The sequence below is a fragment of the Jeotgalicoccus saudimassiliensis genome, from assembly GCF_000756715.1.
GTDB classification, from domain to species: Bacteria; Bacillota; Bacilli; order Staphylococcales; family Salinicoccaceae; genus Jeotgalicoccus; species Jeotgalicoccus saudimassiliensis.
Map to the genome: position 1 here is coordinate 1,079,807 of NZ_CCSE01000001.1, position 17,652 is coordinate 1,097,458.

A 17,652-nucleotide genomic window follows, 5' to 3' on the forward strand; every position below is an offset into this window, starting at 1 on the left:
CCCTAATGAGCTGCTTAATGTTGCCGTATCGAATTAAGCTGCAGCTTCAAAGCCGCTTCTTTCATAATAAACTGCGACTTAAAGAGAGCTTTTCTCTTCCGCCAGCCGCATGACTTCTCTCGCGATCATCACTTCTTCGTCCGTCGGAATCACAAGCACTTTAACCGGCGAATACGAGTGGCTGATCGTCGCTTCGGTGCCGATTGTTTCGTTGTTTGTTTTCTCATCCAGATAAACACCCATAAATTCCAGGCTGTCCAATACCTTTTCACGGATCAGTGCAGAGTTCTCCCCGACGCCCGCCGTAAAGATAATTGCATCGACGCCGCCCATTCTTGCAGCGTATGAGCCCATGTATTTGTGAATGCTCGAGCTGAACACTTCGAGTGCGAGTTCTGCGCGCTTATTGCCTTTACGCGCCTCGTCGGTAATGTCTCTTAAGTCGCTTGAAAATCCGCTGACACCGAGGAGTCCGGATTCTTTATTCAGGACGTTCAGTACTTCAACAGCACTCTTATCCGTTTTTTCCATGATGTACGGAATAAGCGACGGGTCAATGTTCCCGGAACGTGTTCCCATCGTTACACCAGCAAGCGGTGTGAAGCCCATCGATGTATCGAGTGACTCGCCTGCTTTAACCGCAGCGATACTCGCACCGTTGCCTAAATGGCAGCTGATGAGTCTCAGCTCTTCGATCGGCCGCTTTAACAGTTCCGCCGCGCGTCCCGTCACGTATTTATGGCTCGTTCCGTGGAAGCCGAATTTACGGATGCGGTAGTCTTTATAATACTTGTAAGGCAGACTGTACAGGTACGAGCTTTCCGGCATCGTCTGGTGGAACGACGTATCGAACACCGCAACGTGCGTGACGTCCGGAAGCAGTTCCATCATCGCCTGTATTCCCATCAAGTTTGCCGGGTTATGAAGCGGTGCAAATTCTGCCAGTTCGGCGATTTCCCTGACGACCGTTTCATCGATCACCGCTGCCTCACTGAACGTTTCACCACCGTGTACGACACGGTGTCCCGTGCCTTCGATTTCATTAATCGACTGAATAATATTTTTCTCAACCAGTGCTTCAAGCATGACGTTAACCGCATCTGTATGCGTCTTAAAATTCTGTTCAATCGTCTCGCGTCCGCCTTTATGACTGAGCGTAAACTTACCTTTGCCGAGACCGATTCTTTCGATCAGCCCACGTGCAATTTCCGTTTCTTCCGGCATCTTAAACAATTCAAATTTAAACGACGAGCTTCCGGCGTTTATCGCAATAATTTTTGTCATGTTGTAATCACTGCTTTCTGCTGTATTGTTCATACCAATCATTCAGCTGACGTAAAAACTCCTGCATTTTCTGTGCATTTTTAAAGTCAGGCACGTCACCGATTAACACTTCGTTGTTCACGATCGGCGAGAAGCCCTTCTTCAGAACGATAATCGATTTACGCTGTTTTTCAGTTTTGAAGATTGTCGCCGGCAGGTTCATGAACATCAGCAGCGTCGCATCTTCTGAAATATACTTTTTAATCGTCTCATTATTCTCTTCAAGCATATTAGACGGTACGATAAACACCCCGATACCGTCATCTTTAATCAGGTTCATTCCCGCTTCAAGCATAAGGAGGTGCGCGTAGCTCTGCCCTTCTTCAAATGCTGTTTTGTAGTTCTGTGCAGGGAGCGGATAATAGCCGACAGGCAGATCACCGACAGCAACGTCCGCCGTTGGAATTCTGCTCGGTTCAATGACGTTTTGCGGATGAATGTACATCGGCACTTTCAGGAACTCACACAGGTTTGCGTTGATTTCAGCAAGCGCCGGGTCCACTTCAACACCCGACAGATTCACGTTGTCCACCATTTCCTTTACCGTCATCGCAAGGTGCCCGGTACCGCTGCCGATATCAAGCAGTTCTTTTTCCTTACCCTCGGTAAACAGATCGACGATGTGCGCAACCAGATAACCGATCGCATCCGGTGTCAGCTGGTGGTTACTCTGTACAGGCTCTTCTTTTACCTGATAAAGATATGCAAACTGGAACGCTTTACGCAGCTCGCTTACTGAACCTTCGGCATTGACCTGCAGAAGACTTTCCGCCAAAGCTTCCAGTCTCGGTTTTTCATCGTTCTTAACAATCTCATCTATTCTTTTGATCAGTTCTTCATATACTTGTTCCATCGTAGTTTTCGCCATTAAATATCCCTCTTTAAACAAAATATGGACTATCCGTATAGGATAGTCCTAGTTAACATGATTATATTATATCACTGCCGCCGCTTCAAACACTTAACATCAGCTCTTACTGGAAAGTACGGTCCGATGTCTGTCTGAAGTTTTCTTTTTCTCTCAGTTTCCGTTCAGTGTGCGGATGCAGTTCGTGTTTAATAACATCTCCGTATGCTCTGTACTTGTTATTCACCGCATACGTATCACCGATATAGTCATGCAGTCCAATTTTTGAATCGGTGAATAATACTGCAAGATACGGTAAATAGAGCAGCGCATTTGAAATCACTCTGCCGACTGTTTCCCTGAAGAACACCTGACCGAACGTCAGCTTCATGCCTTCTTTTGAAGAGACGACGCTGATGCCTAAAATCATTTTGCCGAGCGTCTGTTTAAAGAAGAAGGTCATCAGAGTGAAATAGATAAAGTACAGCAGTGTTACTGCGATGTTTTCAAGTGACAATGCTTCTATGCCGAAATAGACATCCCTGACTTCAAGCACCGTTAAGACCGGTATAATAGTCAGCTGTGCAACAGCCCACAGCACGACGATATCTATAATGTAGCTGATAAATCTCGGGAAAAAGGAAGCATGTGTCATGTAATCCAGCTGCTGGATATAATCGGTATCTGTTCTTACAATTTCATTGTTCTCTTCCATCGATACCCCTCCTTATTCATATAGATACATCGGCTCTGCGCCCTGACGGTTGTTAATCAGTTCCTGAACCATCTTCACTTCGCCGCCGCCTGTAATGCTCTCAAGTGCATTTTGGATTTTAACACCGAACGGGAATGCTGCAGTTGGTACACCGCCGAATTCAACGACCTGCGGAGAACCGCCGATTTCTTCTTTCAATGCAGCCAGTGCATCGTCAAAGTAACCTTCCTGGTCCACCAGACCGTTCTCGATTGCCTCACCGCCGAGATAAATTCTGCCGTCTGCAAGTTTTCTCACTTCTTTTTCACTCATGCCTCGTCCGTCTGCAACGACATCAACGAAGTCCTGGAACATCGTATCGACGATTTCCTGCAGATATTCCTGTTCTTCATCGGTTGCTTCGCGTGAAGCGGACATCATATCTTTCATTTTTCCGCTCTTGTACACATCAAAAGAAATGCCGACGTTTTCAGCAAGCTCAGTGTAGTTCATGCTCTGCATAATTACACCGATTGAACCTGTAATGGTTTCCGACGTCGCAAAAATCTGATCAGCCGGTGCCGACACGTAATAGCCGCCTGACGCTGCCATGTTGCCCATTGAACTGTAAATTGTCTTGCCGCTTTCCTTAACAGCCATCAGATGTTTATGTATCTCCGCACTTTCAAAGACACCGCCGCCCGGCGAGTTCACATTAAGCAGTACCGCGCTGTATGTATCATCCGCTGCGATATCTTTTAATGCCTGAATCGTCATCTGGTGGTCATAGCCCTCTGCTCCGAACATGCCGCTGCCAGTCGTACCCGTATCCTGAATAACACCTTCAAAGTTCACGACCGCAATTTTATTGCCGGCATCCCCCTGTTCAAGCACCTGGCTCACCGGTGCGTCCGCACCTGAAAATTCATTAAACAAATCTTCCCAGTCACTCGCCCACAACGATGTCATAAATGACGCGCCGAGACCAAGGACGACCAGCGCTATTGCTGAAACTAAAGCGATAATTCTTTTCATGAAATTCCCTCCTGTTTTAAAAGTCCATTTTATGATAACACTTTTCAGAAAGTGTTTCCCCCCGTAACCGTGAATTCACTTCTCAAATTTACGTGAGGATTTTTATCTTGTTAAAAAAAGAAAAAGACATCCGGCGGATGTCTTCACTAATCAAAGTGCTTTGCCCTGTATGCCATTTCTTCGTCTTCTGATAAAAGGTCCGTTGCGATGCCGATGCTGCCGTCCTGAGATCGCCAGATGACATTATGCACCTGCACAGCGTTCGAAAAATCCCCTTCCTGCCATGCAGTCAGTGATTCAATGTAAAAATCCTTGTACTGATAATCTGAATCCTGTGCGGTTTTCAGCATATTATTAATGCGCTCGTCCGTAATTTCCAGACTGCCCCACTTCACTTCGGCTTTAACTTTCTGATGTGTCATTTTATGCAGATCATCTGCAAACTTCTGTTCAGACTGCGCCCCGTTTTTGCCAGCTTCATCACTGAATTCGATATTTTCATCAGTGTCGAGAAGCCGCTGTATTTCTCCGTCCGGATCAACGGTTGATTCTGCCGGTGTATTATTTTCTGTTTTACCGTAGTCCGTATAAACAAAATAAAAAATCCCTCCGGCGAGTACAACAGCGAACAGAATCAGGAATACTGTGACAGCGATTTTTATCTCCTTTTTCAAAAGCTCCCTCCTTTTTTGTATATTTTACCCTCTTTCAGCCGCATACATGCAGAAAAACCCTCAGTGGTATATAATTTGAAATAATTATATTATTAGGATTTTAAATGAATGTCAGCATGACTGATACTGACAGTAACGGCCGGTTTTTCCAATATTGTGTGAAGATTTATATGTATAAATGAATTATTTAAATATAGGAGTACGTTAAATATGACAAATAACACTATTTTTTTCTTCGAACCCAACAATAAGAATTCAAAAAAGATTACTGAAGATCTCGTCAACCTGTTTAGCGGGCTTGGCGTTACGACTGTCGACAACTGCAATGATGCGGACATCGTTGCTTCAATCGGCGGAGACGGTGCGTTTTTGCAGGCGGTCAGAAAGAATGATTTCCGCAGCGACTGTATGTACATCGGCATCGGAATTGAAGAGAAGAACTATATGTATGTGGACTTTAATTACCATAATCTGTCTGAAATCAGACAGGTTTTTAAAACCAATAACTTTGAGACGCGCAGCTATCCGGTGATTGAAGTCAAAGTTAATAACAATCAGCCGAACTACTGTCTGAATGAGTTCACAATCCGCACGAGTCTCGTACGGACTATTATGATGGATATTTACATAGACGACTTCCTGTTTGAACATTTCAACGGAGACGGTATCGTTATTTCGACACCGACCGGCTCAACCGGATATAACAAATCACTCGGCGGTGCGGTCGTCGATCCGTTAATCAGCGCGATGCAGGTAACGGAACTCGGCAGTGTAAACAATAATAATCACCGAACACTCGGCACGAGTTTCCTGCTGTCAAAAGCCCGTCCGCTTACGCTCGTTATCGACCAGTCCGATGACTATTATCCGATTATGAGCATGGACAACGAAGCGCTGAGCGTCCAGAACACGGAAACAGTCCGCATTAAATTAAGCGATAAAAAGATCAACACCATCAGACTTCACAACAATACATTCTGGCATAAAACGCAGAGAAACTTCCTGTAAAGGCGGCGGTATATATGACGATGAAATACGATCTGCATACGATAGCAAAAAGTACCCTGCGCCCGAGAAATCTTGCGCGAAACGGCAAAGCAGGCTACGTGGCAGCTGCCCTGTTAACAAAAGACGGCAACCTTTACACCGGCGTGTCGATTGACGTCGCCTGTTCGATGGGCTTTTGTGCCGAACACTCCGCAATCGCCGCCATGGTCACTGCGGGCGAAACACGTATAGCGGAAATCATTGCAGTCCACAGGGACGGCCGCGTGCTGCCTCCATGCGGGAGATGCCGTGAATTTATCGTGCAGATTCATAATAAAAACTATGACTGCTGTGTGCATCTGCCGGATGAAAGAGTCGTAAAGCTGCGTGAACTCCTCCCCGAGCGATGGGACATGTAAACATTTAGAGTCGAAAGTCGGGCCACCTGTACGTTTATGTGCATGGGGTCTGACTTTTTTTGGATTTTGGGTGTCGATTGGCGTAATCGGGGGAGTCCCGGTTCACAACGGCGAATCACCTTTGTCATTCCAGCTCCCCCGATTTACAACGGCGGATCACCGTTGTCATTCAAGCTCCCCCGGTTTACAACGGCGAATCACCGTTGTCATTCCAGCTCCCCCGGTTCACAACGGCGAATCACCGTTGTCATTCCAACTCCCCCGGTTCACAACGGCCGATCACCGTTGTCATTCAAGCTCCCCCGGTTCACAACGGCGGATCACCGTTGTCATTCCAACTCCCCCGGTTCACAACGGCGAATCACCGTTGTCATTCGGACACTCCTGGTTCACAACGGCGGATCACCGTTGTCATTCGAGCTCCCCCGGTTCACAACGGCGGATCACCGTTGTCATTCAAGCTCCCCCGGTTTACAACGGCGAATCACCGTTGTCATTCGAACTCACAAAAATCACAACCGACCATCAAACAAATCATCATCCGCCAGGATTTTCTCCATAATTTCACCTTTATGAGCATAAATGACTTCAAGCGCAGGCTTAACTTTTTCGTTGTGTTTATCGTATACAGCAAAACAGGTGCGTTCCGGAGTATTACCAGTAAACCGGATAACTTTAATATGCCGTTCCTTCACGTACTGTTTTGCAATCGACACGGGAACGATGCCCCAAAATCCAGGTTCCTCCAGCAATTCACCGAGCAGCAGACCGGTATCGACCTGTACACCGAGCGTGCCTTCATAACCGAACTCTTTTTCATGCCATATTCTGAAGTTGTATCCCCAGTTTAAATATATTTCCTTCTTCGGATCGAGCTCACGTACAGACTCCAGCAGCCGGATGTCTATCTCGCGATTCATCACCAGCACGAGTTCTTCCGTAAACAGTACTTCATTAATGAGCGATTTCGAAAATTTCTCCTGCTGCACGAGTCCAATTCCAATTTCATTATTTTCAAGAAGCGTATAAATTTCCAGCGACTGATGAGTTCTGAAGAAATAATTGACTTCATTATCTTTCGCCATAATCGAACGGTATAGATTCTGCATAATATAGTTGTGCACGCTGTCAATCGCTGCTATCGACAGGTCATTTTTATACCGTTTCTCCTTCAGCATTTTTGCCTCGCCGATTATAGACTCCATTTTCAATGCCAGTGCATAAAATTCTTCACCCGACTGTGTCAATTCAACGTTTTTTATTCCTTTCCCGCGTGTCAGCAGGTTCACTTCCAGCTTGTTTTCAAGCGATTTGATGCGCTGGCTGATTGTCGACTGTGAGATAAACAACCGCTCCGCCGCGCCGGTAATACTCCCCGAGCGGATTACGGTTAAAAATGCTTCAATTTCAGAATAGTTCATCGTCTGCTCCTAATATTAGTATTCTCGATATTTAATGTGTATATATCGTATTTTACACCATAGTATATTGAATGTTAATTTAGCATTGATATAGAAGTTATCTTACGGAGGTATATTATGACTGATAAAAATAGCAATATCGAAGAGTTATTTATGAAACTGAATGCAGACAACGCTCCCGGACAGGAATCCCGTCAGAAAAATAATGAATTAAAATTAATCGGTGATAAAATCGAAGGGGAATACGTCGATTTTTCACACGGTGATGTGGATGCGCATAAACCGATTCCGGGTGTACTCGATCATTACATAGACGGTTTCAACACCGGCGGCAGTCAGGCATACACAGAATACCGCGGCCAGGCAGAACTGCTGAAAGAAACTGCAGAAAAGCTCGGCAGTTTCACCGGCACACATATTTCACCTGAGGATGAACTCATTATTACACCGGGCACCCAGGGTGCTCTCTTTCTTGCACTTGGTGCAACTGTAACATTCGGTGACAAAGTTGCGATTGTCGAACCGGACTACTTTGCGAACCGCAAACTCGTTCATTTTTTCCGCGGAGAAGTCGTACCTGTACAGATGGACTATTTAAATCACGATGACAAAGCAGGAATCGACCTCAGTGAACTGGAGCAGGCATTCAAAAACGGTGTAAAAGTGTTCCTGTTCTCAAATCCCAATAATCCAAGCGGTGCAATTTACTCAAGTGAAGAAATTAATCAAATTGCAGAACTTGTTTCAAAATACGGTGTAACTGTCATCGCAGATGAGCTATACTCGAGACAGCTGTTCGATAATAGAGAATATACACATCTCATTGCCCACCCCGGGGTGGACAGAAATAAAATCATCACAATTATCGGACCGTCGAAAACTGAATCACTGAGCGGTTTCAGACTTGGAGCCGGTTTTGGTTCGTCTGAAATAATTGACCGCATGGAACAGCTTCAGGCTATCGTTTCACTCCGTGCGAGCGGTTATTCGCAGGCGGCACTAAAATCGTGGTTCAGCGAACCGGAAGGATGGATGGCAGAGCGCATCGAGTCACATCAGGCAATCCGCGATGATCTGGTTACACTTTTTAGGGACGCAGGCTACAAAGTCCGGCTGACTGAAGCCGGCAGTTACGTTTTCCCGCAGGCTCAAAATTTATCGATTGATGATGTACAGATCGCAAAAATTTTAAGAGAACAGGCAAACGTTGCAGTAACACCTGGAACTGAGTTCGCACCATACTGCACGGACAGTTTCAGACTCAACTTTTCACAGGACCACGGTAAAGCCGTCGATGCTGTGAAGAGAATAATTAAAGTATTGGAGAATTACAAAAATGGATAACATGGTAGTTCCTAACGGAAGTTATAAGCTGGCAAAAAGAATTGGCGACGTGGTGTACACGTCGGGTATTACACCGAAAATTGACGGCGAACTGATTATGACAGGGAAAATCAGTGCTGCCGATGACATTTCCAAATATAAGGAAATAGCAGAACAGACAATCAAAAATGCGATTTACGTTACAGATCAGGAGCTGACACTGCACGAAAGTGTAACTGAAGTTGTCGATATGACAGTATACATCAATGCGTCGGATGACTTCACGCAGCACGCGCGTATCGCAGACTTCGCATCGGATTATCTCTTTAAAGTATTCGGCGAGGATGGACTTGGGACACGTACAGCAGTCGGCGTTTCATCGCTGCCGGACAACTCCCCGATCGAAATTAAATTAATTACAGCAGTTAAATAATTACACGATAAAAACCGGGCTCTTATTAATAGAGACCCGGTTTTATTTGTGATGGTGCCGGCCGGTTTACAACGGCGGACCACCGTTGTCATTCCAGCGCTCCCGGTTTACAACGGTGGACGCACGTTGTCATTCCAGCACCCCCGGTTCACAACGGTGGATGCACGTTGTCATTCCAGCACCCCCGGTTCACAACGGTGGATGCACGTTGTCATTCCAACACCCCCGGTTCACAACGGCGGACGACCGATGTCATTCCAGCACTCCCGGTTCACAACGGCAGACGCACGTTGTCATTCCAACACCCCCGGTTTACAACAGCGGACGCACGTTGTCATTCCAACACCCCCGGTTCACAACAGCGGATCACCGTTGTCATTCCAACACCCCCGGTTCACAACGGCGGACGCACGTTGTCATTCCAACACTCCCGGTTCACAACAGCAAACGCACGTTGTCATTCCAGCATCCCCGGTTCACAACGGTGGACCACCGTTGTAAACCAACTCAACAACCAGTCAATCCCAAACAAAAAAAGAGACCTTCCGGTCTCTTCGCTCACCTACAGCAGATCGCTGAATTCATCTTTAGTTTCTTCTTTTTTAGACGGCATATACACTTCGATATTTTCCATCGCTTTATCGATCATCGGTTCAAAGTCCACCGCGCTTTCGAATTTCTTAACCGATTCAAGTGACGGTTTTGTTTTCGGTGCTTTCGGTTTGAATATCGTGCAGCAGTCTTCAAACGGCAGAATGGAAGTTTCGTAAGTGCCCATCTGCTTCGCCATTTTCACAATGTCATTTTTCTCAAGTGTCAATAACGGACGGAGTACCGGCAGTGTTGTCACTTCGTTAATTGCGAACATGCTTGTTAACGTCTGTGATGCGACCTGTCCCAGATTCTCACCGTTCACTACCGCTTCCCCGCCGATTTTCATCGTCAGTTTTTCAGCAACTCTCAGCATAATACGTCGTGTGGATGTCATCGACAGGTTATCCGGAATTCGGTCGTATAACGTTGTCTGCAGTTCAGTGAACGGCACGATGTGAAGTTTAATATCGTAACCTGTTCTCTCACTCATAATGTCGACAAGGGCTTTAACTTTGTCCGTTGCCTGCGGGCTCGTGTACGGCGGTGAGTGGAAGTGAATCGCTTCGATTTCCACACCTCTGCGCATAATATCGATGCCCGCCACAGGTGAGTCTATCCCGCCAGACAGCATCAATAATGCTTTACCGCCGGTACCAAGCGGCAGTCCGCCGAGTCCTTTTATCGTTTCGTAATACATGTAAATCGCATCTGGTCTGATTTCAGCCAGTATTTTGTAATCCGGTTTTCTGACATCTACTATCAGATGCGTCGTGTGGTCAAAAATGTGATTTCCAAGCAGCTGCTGCACACCGTATGTGTCCAGGTGATACTGCTTGTCTGCGCGCTTAACTTCAATTTTAAAAGTGTGTCCCGGCTCAATTTCATTGGCAAACTGGAGGGCTGTATCTTTCATTGCCTCATCCGTTTTATCGATTTTAATCACCGGTGACATGCTTAAAATACCGCTGATGTTCATCAGCTTGTCGATAATCTCATGCGGATTCTCTTCGTTGATTTCAATATAGGCACGGTCGCGGTTGGCTTTAACTTCTACATTAAAATCCTTCAGCGCTTTATTCATGCGGTCGCGCAGTGCGTGCACGAACATTCTTCTGTTTTTCGTTTTCAGCGTCAGTTCGCCGTAACGGATTAATATGTGATCAAATTTCATTTCAGTACATCTCCTAATTCTTCATAAACCTCTTTTAGCGCGGTAATCAGCTGTTTGACGTCGTCTGCTGTCGTGCTTCGCCCCATCGAAATGCGGATACTGCCTTCGATAACATTATCTTCATTATCCAGTGCAAGGAGTGTTTCGTTCAACGTCGCAAGTTTAGATGCGCATGCACTCGTCGTCGACACTGCGATGCCGCGTTTTGACAATGCATTCACAACCACTTCGCCTTTCGCGCCGACAAACGACATATTAACAATATATGGTGCTGCTTTCGGCTGCAGGCGGATAAACTCCATCTCCTCTACAGATTCGCGTATCTTCATATTAAACTGTGATAAACGTTTATTCACTTCTCGTGCCTCGCCAAGCGTCAGTCTGAGCGCTTTCGCCATCGCTGCTATGCCCGGCAGATTCACCGTGCCGCTTCTTACATTATACTCATGTCCTCCGCCGTATAACACGGGTTTCATCGTTGCAAGGTCTCTTATAAACAGACCGCCGATACCTTTAACCCCGTTAAACTTATGCGCGGAAATACTGATTGTGTCGACTCCGTTGTAATCGATATCAGCCTTGCCGACTGCCTGTGTCGCATCTACGTGGAAATGCACTTTCGGGTAATCTTTCAGTATCTTCGTAATTTCCCTGACCGGCTGCACACTGCCGACGATATTGTTCAGCGCCATTACGGTAACGAACACCACATCTGAATCAAGCAGTGTTTTTAAATGCTCAAGATCCACAGTGCCATCTTGTTTCGTGTCGATATACTTCACGTTAAAGCCGTCCTGCTTCATTTCCTCAAGTACGTTAACGATACTCGGATGTTCAAGTTCACTCGTTAGAATCGTCTTGCCGAACTGTTTCTTTCTTCTCAGCATACTCTGAATTGCGATATTGTTGCTTTCTGTCGCACTCGCTGTAAATACTAAATCATAATTTTTCAGTTCCATCAGGTCAAGCATTTGTTTTCTCGCCGCTTCAAGCAGTCTCGCTGCATCTTTACCGCTCTGATGAATACTCGCTGTATTAAAAAAGTATTTTTCACTCACTGTCATATATGTCTCAAGCGCTTCTTTATAAGGCGCTGTCGTCGCTGCATTATCAAAATATATCATCCAAATTCACCTCTCACATAAAATGACTTAGGATATGACATATCCTAAGTCATTATGTTAATTATTATCAAACTGTTTTTCGATTTTCGCTGCACTGCCGGGCTCAACACTTTCAATCGCATCTTTTGCAACATCAAGTGCACGCTTGTAACGGTTTTCCTTAAATAAGCGTTCCGCTTCATTTAAGTGCGCGTTTAAGTCTGAATCCGTACTGCGGAATCTGTTGCCGTACTGAATCATCAGCTCTGTCAGCTGTGAATCTCTCATTACAGCGTATGCTTCCTGTTCGAATTTGTTCATCATCAGCACAGTGTCATTCACTTTCGCCTTCACATATTCAACATTCAGCGGTCTGCGGTTAAAGTAGTTTTCAATCTCTTTAACATCAACTTCAATTTCATGCTTCATAACGATAAACTGCTCAGGCAGCGTCACTAAGTTGGAAGACATCAGTTCACGGTACACTTTTTCCTTGCGGTCGATGACGTAACGGAGGTTTTCACGTGCTTCCGCATCATCTTCACGCAGGTTCACCAGGTGTTCCTGAATGCTGTTCTGCTCTTCGTGAATCGTATGGGCATTGTTTTTTAAGTAATCGATATTATCGACAATCGCACTGTAGCGCGTCGTGTTCTTCTCAGTTTCTTCAATCATGCCGCTGTATATCGAAATCAGGTTTTCAATTTCGTTTTCGTAGTTCATGACTTTCTGAACATCCGACTCATCGATATGGTACTGCTCCTGAATATAATCAATTTCAGTACGCAGTGTGTAGTTTAATGCTTTGGCGTTAAACAGTTCATCAGTAATGACATCTTTACCGCCGTCAAACTTGTTCTTCGCATTCACTTCATGCTCAACAAGCTCGTACATGTCATCCAGCTCATCGTGAATGTTTTCTAAAATCGAATCCGCTTCTTCAAGTTCAAGTTTCGCAACAAGCGGCTCCACTCTGTTTAAATTGCTTTTCAGCGTCGATAATCTGTTTTCCACTTTAATGTGATCCAGATCATATCCTTTTGCACGCAGGTCCCTGCAGCCGTAGCGCAGTTCCTGGAACTGCTGCGGCAGCTCTTTTTGTACTTCTTTAATCAGCTTCGGAATTTCATCCATGCTGTCCTTTAAGTTCAGCAGTTCATTGTACGTATTGAAAATAAACTCATTGGCACGGATGTAGTCTCCGTCGTTGACCATCTTCTCGTACTTCGCAACTTCCGGTTCGTATGCTTTGATTACTTCTTCAAGCGGTTTTTTAGCATCGCCGAACTTGTGTCCATTCGCAAGCACATCGCGTTTCGCTTCACGGTATAAACGCTCGCTTTCCACGTTCTGATGCTTCCCCTCTTCAACAGCTTTCGTAAACCCTGCAATCTCTTCAGTCAGTTCATCGTACTTCTTTTGAATGAGCTCAATGTTTTCCCCTGCGAGCTCATTATTTTTCGTACTCTGTGAAAATTTAAATTGCTCAACATCTTTCTTCGACTGTTCAAGTGCATTCGTTGCATGTGTACTATGAGTATTTAATGTGTCGTTCCATTCATCCTGCCAGTTGTTGTAGAGCCCCTTTGCTTCACCGTGCAGGTTGTAGTTTTTCAGTTTCACCAGGTCCAGTTTAAATGGAAGCTGATTCACTTCATGCAGTTTACTGTATTGAGTATCAATCATTTGTGTTTTTACAGATCTTAAATACAGCAGTACTGCTGCTGCCACGATGACCAAAATGATAATCGCGATTAATATATACACCCACATACACTTACCTCCTAGATATATACTCAATTATAGCTCAAATCGTTGCGTTGCAAAACATATAAATGTATAATTCTTTAAAATCAACAATATACATAGAAAGCATGGAGGCATAAAATGTTCACTAATACTGAAATTAAAGATTACGAGACACTGAATAAAATGCTGAAGAGCCTTATCGAAGATGAAACAGACAGAATTGCAAACTTATCAAACGCATCGGCGCTGTTAAATGTTTTCTTAAAAGACATTAACTGGGTCGGATTCTATTTATATGAAGAAACGAGCAACGAACTGGTACTCGGACCATTCCAGGGACTCCCTGCATGTGTCCGCATTGAAAACGGCAAAGGCGTCTGCGGAACAGCATTCCGCGGCAACGATATTTTTATCGTCGATGACGTGAACGAATTCCCGGGTCACATCGCATGTGATGCGGCAAGTAAATCTGAAATTGTGCTGCCTTTGTATAAAGACGGCAAAGGAATCGGAGTGCTCGATATCGATGCACCGGTTTATGAACGTTTTACTGAAGAAGACCGCAAAGGTCTGAAAGCATTCACGGATACGTTAATTAATCACATTTAACATTGACTTTGGATAAACAAAGGTGTAAAATGAATTATTGTGTAAATGAACAGTATAAGTAGCGGATAATCATTGCGTTTCAGTATGCGATCCCCGCGGTTGGTGTGCTGCGTAACCAATGCTATGAGGCGAAGGCACTTTAAATCGTATACCCTCGCAGGAGATTATTCCCTTATGATGTTTTTTGCATATTATTTAAAACATAAGGAGGAGCTAAAATGGCTCGTTTTACAGGTTCAATCTGGAAAAAATCACGTCGCTTAGGAATTTCCCTAACTGGCACAGGTAAAGAATTAGAACGTCGTCCGTATGCACCAGGTCAGCACGGTCCGACACAAAGAATTAAATTATCAGAGTACGGTTTACAGTTACAGGAGAAACAAAAACTCCGTTACATGTACGGAATTAACGAACGTCAATTCCGCACTTTATTCGACCGTTCAGGTAAAATGAAAGGTGTTCACGGTGAGAACTTCATGATCTTACTTGCGACTAGATTAGACGCAATCGTTCGTGCTTCAGGTCTTGCCCGCACACAGCGTCAGGCACGTCAACTAGTTAACCACGGTCACATCACTGTGGATGGCAAACGTGTAGACATCCCTTCATTCATCGTTAAACCAGGACAGGTTATCGGAGTTCGTGAAAAATCACGTAAACTTGATATCATTGCTGAAGCTGTTGAATTAAGCAACTTCACTCCTGAGTACCTGACATTCAACAAAGATAACTTAGAAGTTACTTTCGACAGACTGCCGGAACGCAGCGAATTAAACGCTGACATTAACGAACAGTTAATCGTTGAGTACTACTCAAGATAATAACTTTGGAAGATCCGAAATCATTATTAAATGGTTTCGGATCTTTTTTTGTTGGGTTTGGGGATTGTTGGGTTTTGTGGGCGTGGCTGGGTGACAACGGCGGGTTGGTGTTGTTAATCGGGACTGATCGATTCACAACGGGAAACCGCCGTTGTCATCCGGGACTGATCGATTCACAACGGGAAACCGCCGTTGTCATCCGGGGTGCGTCGGTTCACAACGGGGAAGCGCCGTTGTCAACCGGGGCCGATCGATTCACAACGGGCAATCACCGTTGTCAACCGGGACTGATCGATTCACAACGGGCAATCACCGTTGTCAACCGGGACTGCTTGATTCACAACGGGGAACCGCCGTTGTCATCCGGGGTGCGTCGGTTCACAACGGGAAACCGCCGTTGTCAACCGGGGCCGATCGATTCACAACGGGGAACCGCCGTTGTCATCCGGGGTGCGTCGATTCACAACGGGGAACCGCCGTTGTCAACCGGGGCCGATCGATTCACAACGGGGAACCGCCGTTGTCAACCGACAGCTCACCTTCCCCACAGTCCTCCTCAATCATACAAAATAAAAAAGAGATACCCGGAGGTATCTCTTAAGAATTTAACTATTTATTAAACAGTTGCAACGTTGACAGCTTGTGGTCCGCGTTGTCCTTCTTCGATTTCGAAAGTAACTTTTTGACCTTCTTCTAAAGTTTTGTATCCTTCACCCTGGATTGCTGAGAAGTGTACGAATACGTCGTCTCCAGCTTCCTGCTCGATGAAACCAAAACCTTTTTCAGCGTTAAACCATTTTACAGTTCCTTCATTCATTGAAAAAACCTCCTTGTGCTCATGCACGTGTTATTTTTTGCAGTTTTAAACATTTAAAAGAGTTTTTTCAGTAATATGAATAGAAACTATTTAAACTTTGACTTAAAAACTACATTCTTAATATACCATGGTCAGACCAATAAGCCAACCTCTTTATTAAGTTTTCTCAATTTTCACACGCCCAGTTATCTTTATCCCGGTCCATTTTCGGCTGGTATGCAGGATGGTCGCCGGCTACACCATCTGGAAATACAGCGCGCAGTTCCTTACAGTTTGCGAAGTTGTATGAAGCAGCTGAATCCTCACCGCTGCTTCCTTGATCTACAGTCGTTTCAGGTATGGTTTCAACAGCAGCCTCTTCTTTTTCGCTGTTAAAACCTTCGCCGCCTTCATTTACGTAACCCGGAATCGACCATATCCCAAGCCTGTTGTCTTTCGCATATTGTTCTTTTTCACGGAAGTCCAGAAGATAACGCTGCTGCTCGTAAATATATCCGACTCTCGCCAAACCTTCTGCGAGCAGCACTTCATGCACACTCACCCCGTCTGCATAAAGATAAACTAAATGTCTGTCGTAATGGTCGGTCTCTGCACCTTCATCGTACTCAATATGTAACACCTCAGCACTGCTCATCAGCTCTGTCATTCTCGCAGACGCTTCCGGACCGAACGGTTCCACCGGCTTATTAGGATGCACCGTTTCAGGCGTATCGATCAGTAACAATCTCAGCTTCAGCAGGTTATTATCTTTGTCGATAACATGAACCGTATCACCATCCACAACACGATAAAGTTCTACCGCTGTCAGATTCTCCGTTCTCGCAGCAAGTTTTTCTTCCGCTTCTTTCTCTTCCTTTTCGCGCTGTTCTTTTTCGGCTGTCTCTTTAGCTGCCTGTTCCTTTTCGAGCTGTTCACGTTCTGCTTTCTCTTTTGCAGCTTTCTCTGCAGCAAGTTTTTCTTCCTGTTCTCTTTGTTCTGCCGCTTCACGCTCAGCTTTTTCCTCTGCCTCTTTTTCAGCCTGCGCTTTTTCTTCTTCAGCTTTCCTGTCAGCTGCCTTCTCTTCTTTTTCTTTCTCAGCAGCTAACTGCTTTTTTTCAAGTGCGAGCTCCGCTTCATCATTTTCCTCTGTTATGTTCTTTGCAGTTTCCTCTGCTGCCGATTCAACTTTCGCAGCAGCGTTCTCCTCAACATTTGTTCCCGGCATCGTAAATGCGAATAACAAAAACAGTATAAATCCGATAATAAATGCAGTGCGTGAAATTTTACTGAATTTACCCTTTTCCTTGTACTTCAAATTATAAAAACGGCTGGATGCCATCGAGATAAACATACCGATTGACACCATGACCCACAAAATCAGAAATGCTTCATTAATCGTTGCACCTTCTACAGTTAAAGCACGGTTAATCATCAGAATTCCGGAAACTGCGAGCAGTACAAACACCGGCTTCCATAAAGCCTTGCCGTCACCTTTATCATTCCAATGACCGTGCATTGCCACACCGTATAAAATGGCAGTGGCAATCGTTGCGATAAAAATTAAAAACCCAAAAATAATACTCATTTAACCGACTCTCCATTAATAATCATGTCTATTTATTATACGTTATAAAAAGTATCTGTGAATAAACA

The 17,652-nt window shown here is 45.0% G+C and carries 17 protein-coding genes; 6 read left to right on the top strand and 11 right to left on the bottom strand.

Annotation, left to right across the window (positions count from 1 at the left end):
* Window positions 1–78: 78 nt before the first annotated feature.
* The 5 genes from RZ44_RS05165 to RZ44_RS11005 all read right to left on the bottom strand — a co-directional run bounded on the left by RZ44_RS05165 (window position 79) and on the right by RZ44_RS11005 (window position 4,573).
* A complete protein-coding gene (locus RZ44_RS05165) occupies window positions 79–1,284 on the bottom strand; it encodes an acetate kinase (RefSeq protein WP_035811575.1) in 1,206 nt (401 codons plus the stop codon).
* Between the two features lie 7 nt (window positions 1,285–1,291).
* Complete coding sequence (locus tag RZ44_RS05170; RefSeq protein ID WP_035809217.1) at window positions 1,292–2,191, bottom strand: class I SAM-dependent methyltransferase; 900 nt, start codon at window positions 2,189–2,191, stop codon at window positions 1,292–1,294.
* A gap of 106 nt (window positions 2,192–2,297) precedes the next feature.
* The gene (locus tag RZ44_RS05175) at window positions 2,298–2,885 is read right to left on the bottom strand and encodes an RDD family protein (RefSeq protein WP_052108821.1); all 588 of its coding nucleotides are present in this window, start codon (window positions 2,883–2,885) and stop codon (window positions 2,298–2,300) included.
* A gap of 12 nt (window positions 2,886–2,897) precedes the next feature.
* Entirely contained in the window at window positions 2,898–3,899 is a 1,002-nt protein-coding gene (gene sppA / locus RZ44_RS05180; RefSeq protein WP_035809219.1) for a signal peptide peptidase SppA, read from the bottom strand.
* Between the two features lie 146 nt (window positions 3,900–4,045).
* Window positions 4,046–4,573 (bottom strand): DUF6241 domain-containing protein, encoded by a 528-nt coding sequence (locus tag RZ44_RS11005; protein ID WP_052108823.1) that lies wholly within the window; start codon window positions 4,571–4,573, stop codon window positions 4,046–4,048.
* Between the two features lie 210 nt (window positions 4,574–4,783).
* Here RZ44_RS11005 and RZ44_RS05190 point away from each other — a divergent pair, with 210 nt between their 5' ends.
* A complete protein-coding gene (locus RZ44_RS05190) occupies window positions 4,784–5,581 on the top strand; it encodes an NAD kinase (RefSeq protein WP_035809221.1) in 798 nt (265 codons plus the stop codon).
* 14 nt (window positions 5,582–5,595) lie between these two features.
* Window positions 5,596–5,979, top strand: a complete 384-nt coding sequence (locus RZ44_RS05195) for a cytidine deaminase family protein (protein ID WP_407927283.1) — start codon at window positions 5,596–5,598, stop codon at window positions 5,977–5,979.
* Window positions 5,980–6,491: 512 nt separating this feature from the next.
* On the opposite strand, the gene RZ44_RS05200 is transcribed toward RZ44_RS05195, so the two are convergent.
* On the bottom strand, window positions 6,492–7,400 hold the full coding sequence (locus RZ44_RS05200) for a LysR family transcriptional regulator (protein ID WP_052108825.1): 909 nt from the start codon (window positions 7,398–7,400) through the stop codon (window positions 6,492–6,494).
* Between the two features lie 117 nt (window positions 7,401–7,517).
* Here RZ44_RS05200 and RZ44_RS05205 point away from each other — a divergent pair, with 117 nt between their 5' ends.
* Both RZ44_RS05205 and RZ44_RS05210 read left to right on the top strand, forming a co-directional pair.
* Window positions 7,518–8,744 carry a pyridoxal phosphate-dependent aminotransferase gene (locus tag RZ44_RS05205; RefSeq protein WP_035809224.1) on the top strand — a complete coding sequence of 409 codons (1,227 nt, stop codon included), beginning with the start codon at window positions 7,518–7,520 and terminating at the stop codon, window positions 8,742–8,744.
* The gene (locus tag RZ44_RS05210; RefSeq protein ID WP_035809226.1) at window positions 8,737–9,156 is read left to right on the top strand and encodes a RidA family protein; all 420 of its coding nucleotides are present in this window, start codon (window positions 8,737–8,739) and stop codon (window positions 9,154–9,156) included. The genes RZ44_RS05205 and RZ44_RS05210 overlap by 8 nt, the downstream gene beginning before the upstream one ends.
* Before the next feature lie 562 nt (window positions 9,157–9,718).
* Here RZ44_RS05210 and thiI read toward each other — a convergent pair.
* From thiI to RZ44_RS05225, 3 genes are read right to left on the bottom strand one after another with little or no spacing between them, the layout of a single operon-like run.
* On the bottom strand, window positions 9,719–10,921 hold the full coding sequence (thiI, locus tag RZ44_RS05215; protein ID WP_035809227.1) for a tRNA uracil 4-sulfurtransferase ThiI: 1,203 nt from the start codon (window positions 10,919–10,921) through the stop codon (window positions 9,719–9,721).
* Complete coding sequence (locus RZ44_RS05220) at window positions 10,918–12,045, bottom strand: cysteine desulfurase family protein (protein ID WP_035809229.1); 1,128 nt, start codon at window positions 12,043–12,045, stop codon at window positions 10,918–10,920. Before RZ44_RS05220 ends, thiI begins: the two co-directional genes overlap by 4 nt.
* A gap of 57 nt (window positions 12,046–12,102) precedes the next feature.
* The gene (locus tag RZ44_RS05225; RefSeq protein ID WP_035809233.1) at window positions 12,103–13,797 is read right to left on the bottom strand and encodes a septation ring formation regulator EzrA; all 1,695 of its coding nucleotides are present in this window, start codon (window positions 13,795–13,797) and stop codon (window positions 12,103–12,105) included.
* Window positions 13,798–13,911: 114 nt separating this feature from the next.
* Here RZ44_RS05225 and RZ44_RS05230 point away from each other — a divergent pair, with 114 nt between their 5' ends.
* Together RZ44_RS05230 and rpsD are read left to right on the top strand one after the other, a co-directional pair.
* The gene (locus RZ44_RS05230; RefSeq protein WP_035809235.1) at window positions 13,912–14,382 is read left to right on the top strand and encodes a GAF domain-containing protein; all 471 of its coding nucleotides are present in this window, start codon (window positions 13,912–13,914) and stop codon (window positions 14,380–14,382) included.
* Between the two features lie 218 nt (window positions 14,383–14,600).
* Window positions 14,601–15,203: a 30S ribosomal protein S4 gene (rpsD, locus tag RZ44_RS05235; protein WP_035809237.1), complete on the top strand. Its 603-nt coding sequence runs from the start codon at window positions 14,601–14,603 to the stop codon at window positions 15,201–15,203.
* Between the two features lie 616 nt (window positions 15,204–15,819).
* Here rpsD and RZ44_RS05240 read toward each other — a convergent pair.
* Together RZ44_RS05240 and RZ44_RS11205 are read right to left on the bottom strand one after the other, a co-directional pair.
* Window positions 15,820–16,020, bottom strand: a complete 201-nt coding sequence (locus RZ44_RS05240; RefSeq protein WP_035809239.1) for a cold-shock protein — start codon at window positions 16,018–16,020, stop codon at window positions 15,820–15,822.
* Between the two features lie 166 nt (window positions 16,021–16,186).
* Complete coding sequence (locus RZ44_RS11205; RefSeq protein WP_052108827.1) at window positions 16,187–17,584, bottom strand: thermonuclease family protein; 1,398 nt, start codon at window positions 17,582–17,584, stop codon at window positions 16,187–16,189.
* Between the last annotated feature and the right edge of the window lie 68 nt (window positions 17,585–17,652).

Bases quoted from the DNA above. Each gene is read 5' to 3' on its own strand.
- rpsD (WP_035809237.1), top strand. From the start codon at position 14,601: ATGGCTCGTTTTACAGGTTCAATCTGGAAAAAATCACGTCGCTTAGGA.
- thiI (WP_035809227.1), bottom strand. From the start codon at position 10,921: ATGAAATTTGATCACATATTAATCCGTTACGGCGAACTGACGCTGAAA.
- RZ44_RS05190 (WP_035809221.1), top strand. From the start codon at position 4,784: ATGACAAATAACACTATTTTTTTCTTCGAACCCAACAATAAGAATTCA.
- RZ44_RS05205 (WP_035809224.1), top strand. From the start codon at position 7,518: ATGACTGATAAAAATAGCAATATCGAAGAGTTATTTATGAAACTGAAT.
- RZ44_RS05220 (WP_035809229.1), bottom strand. From the start codon at position 12,045: ATGATATATTTTGATAATGCAGCGACGACAGCGCCTTATAAAGAAGCG.
- RZ44_RS05230 (WP_035809235.1), top strand. From the start codon at position 13,912: ATGTTCACTAATACTGAAATTAAAGATTACGAGACACTGAATAAAATG.
- RZ44_RS05240 (WP_035809239.1), bottom strand. From the start codon at position 16,020: ATGAATGAAGGAACTGTAAAATGGTTTAACGCTGAAAAAGGTTTTGGT.
- RZ44_RS05165 (WP_035811575.1), bottom strand. From the start codon at position 1,284: ATGACAAAAATTATTGCGATAAACGCCGGAAGCTCGTCGTTTAAATTT.
- RZ44_RS05175 (WP_052108821.1), bottom strand. From the start codon at position 2,885: ATGGAAGAGAACAATGAAATTGTAAGAACAGATACCGATTATATCCAG.
- RZ44_RS05170 (WP_035809217.1), bottom strand. From the start codon at position 2,191: ATGGCGAAAACTACGATGGAACAAGTATATGAAGAACTGATCAAAAGA.
- RZ44_RS05195 (WP_407927283.1), top strand. From the start codon at position 5,596: ATGACGATGAAATACGATCTGCATACGATAGCAAAAAGTACCCTGCGC.
- RZ44_RS11205 (WP_052108827.1), bottom strand. From the start codon at position 17,584: ATGAGTATTATTTTTGGGTTTTTAATTTTTATCGCAACGATTGCCACT.
- RZ44_RS05210 (WP_035809226.1), top strand. From the start codon at position 8,737: ATGGATAACATGGTAGTTCCTAACGGAAGTTATAAGCTGGCAAAAAGA.
- sppA (WP_035809219.1), bottom strand. From the start codon at position 3,899: ATGAAAAGAATTATCGCTTTAGTTTCAGCAATAGCGCTGGTCGTCCTT.
- RZ44_RS05200 (WP_052108825.1), bottom strand. From the start codon at position 7,400: ATGAACTATTCTGAAATTGAAGCATTTTTAACCGTAATCCGCTCGGGG.
- RZ44_RS05225 (WP_035809233.1), bottom strand. From the start codon at position 13,797: ATGTGGGTGTATATATTAATCGCGATTATCATTTTGGTCATCGTGGCA.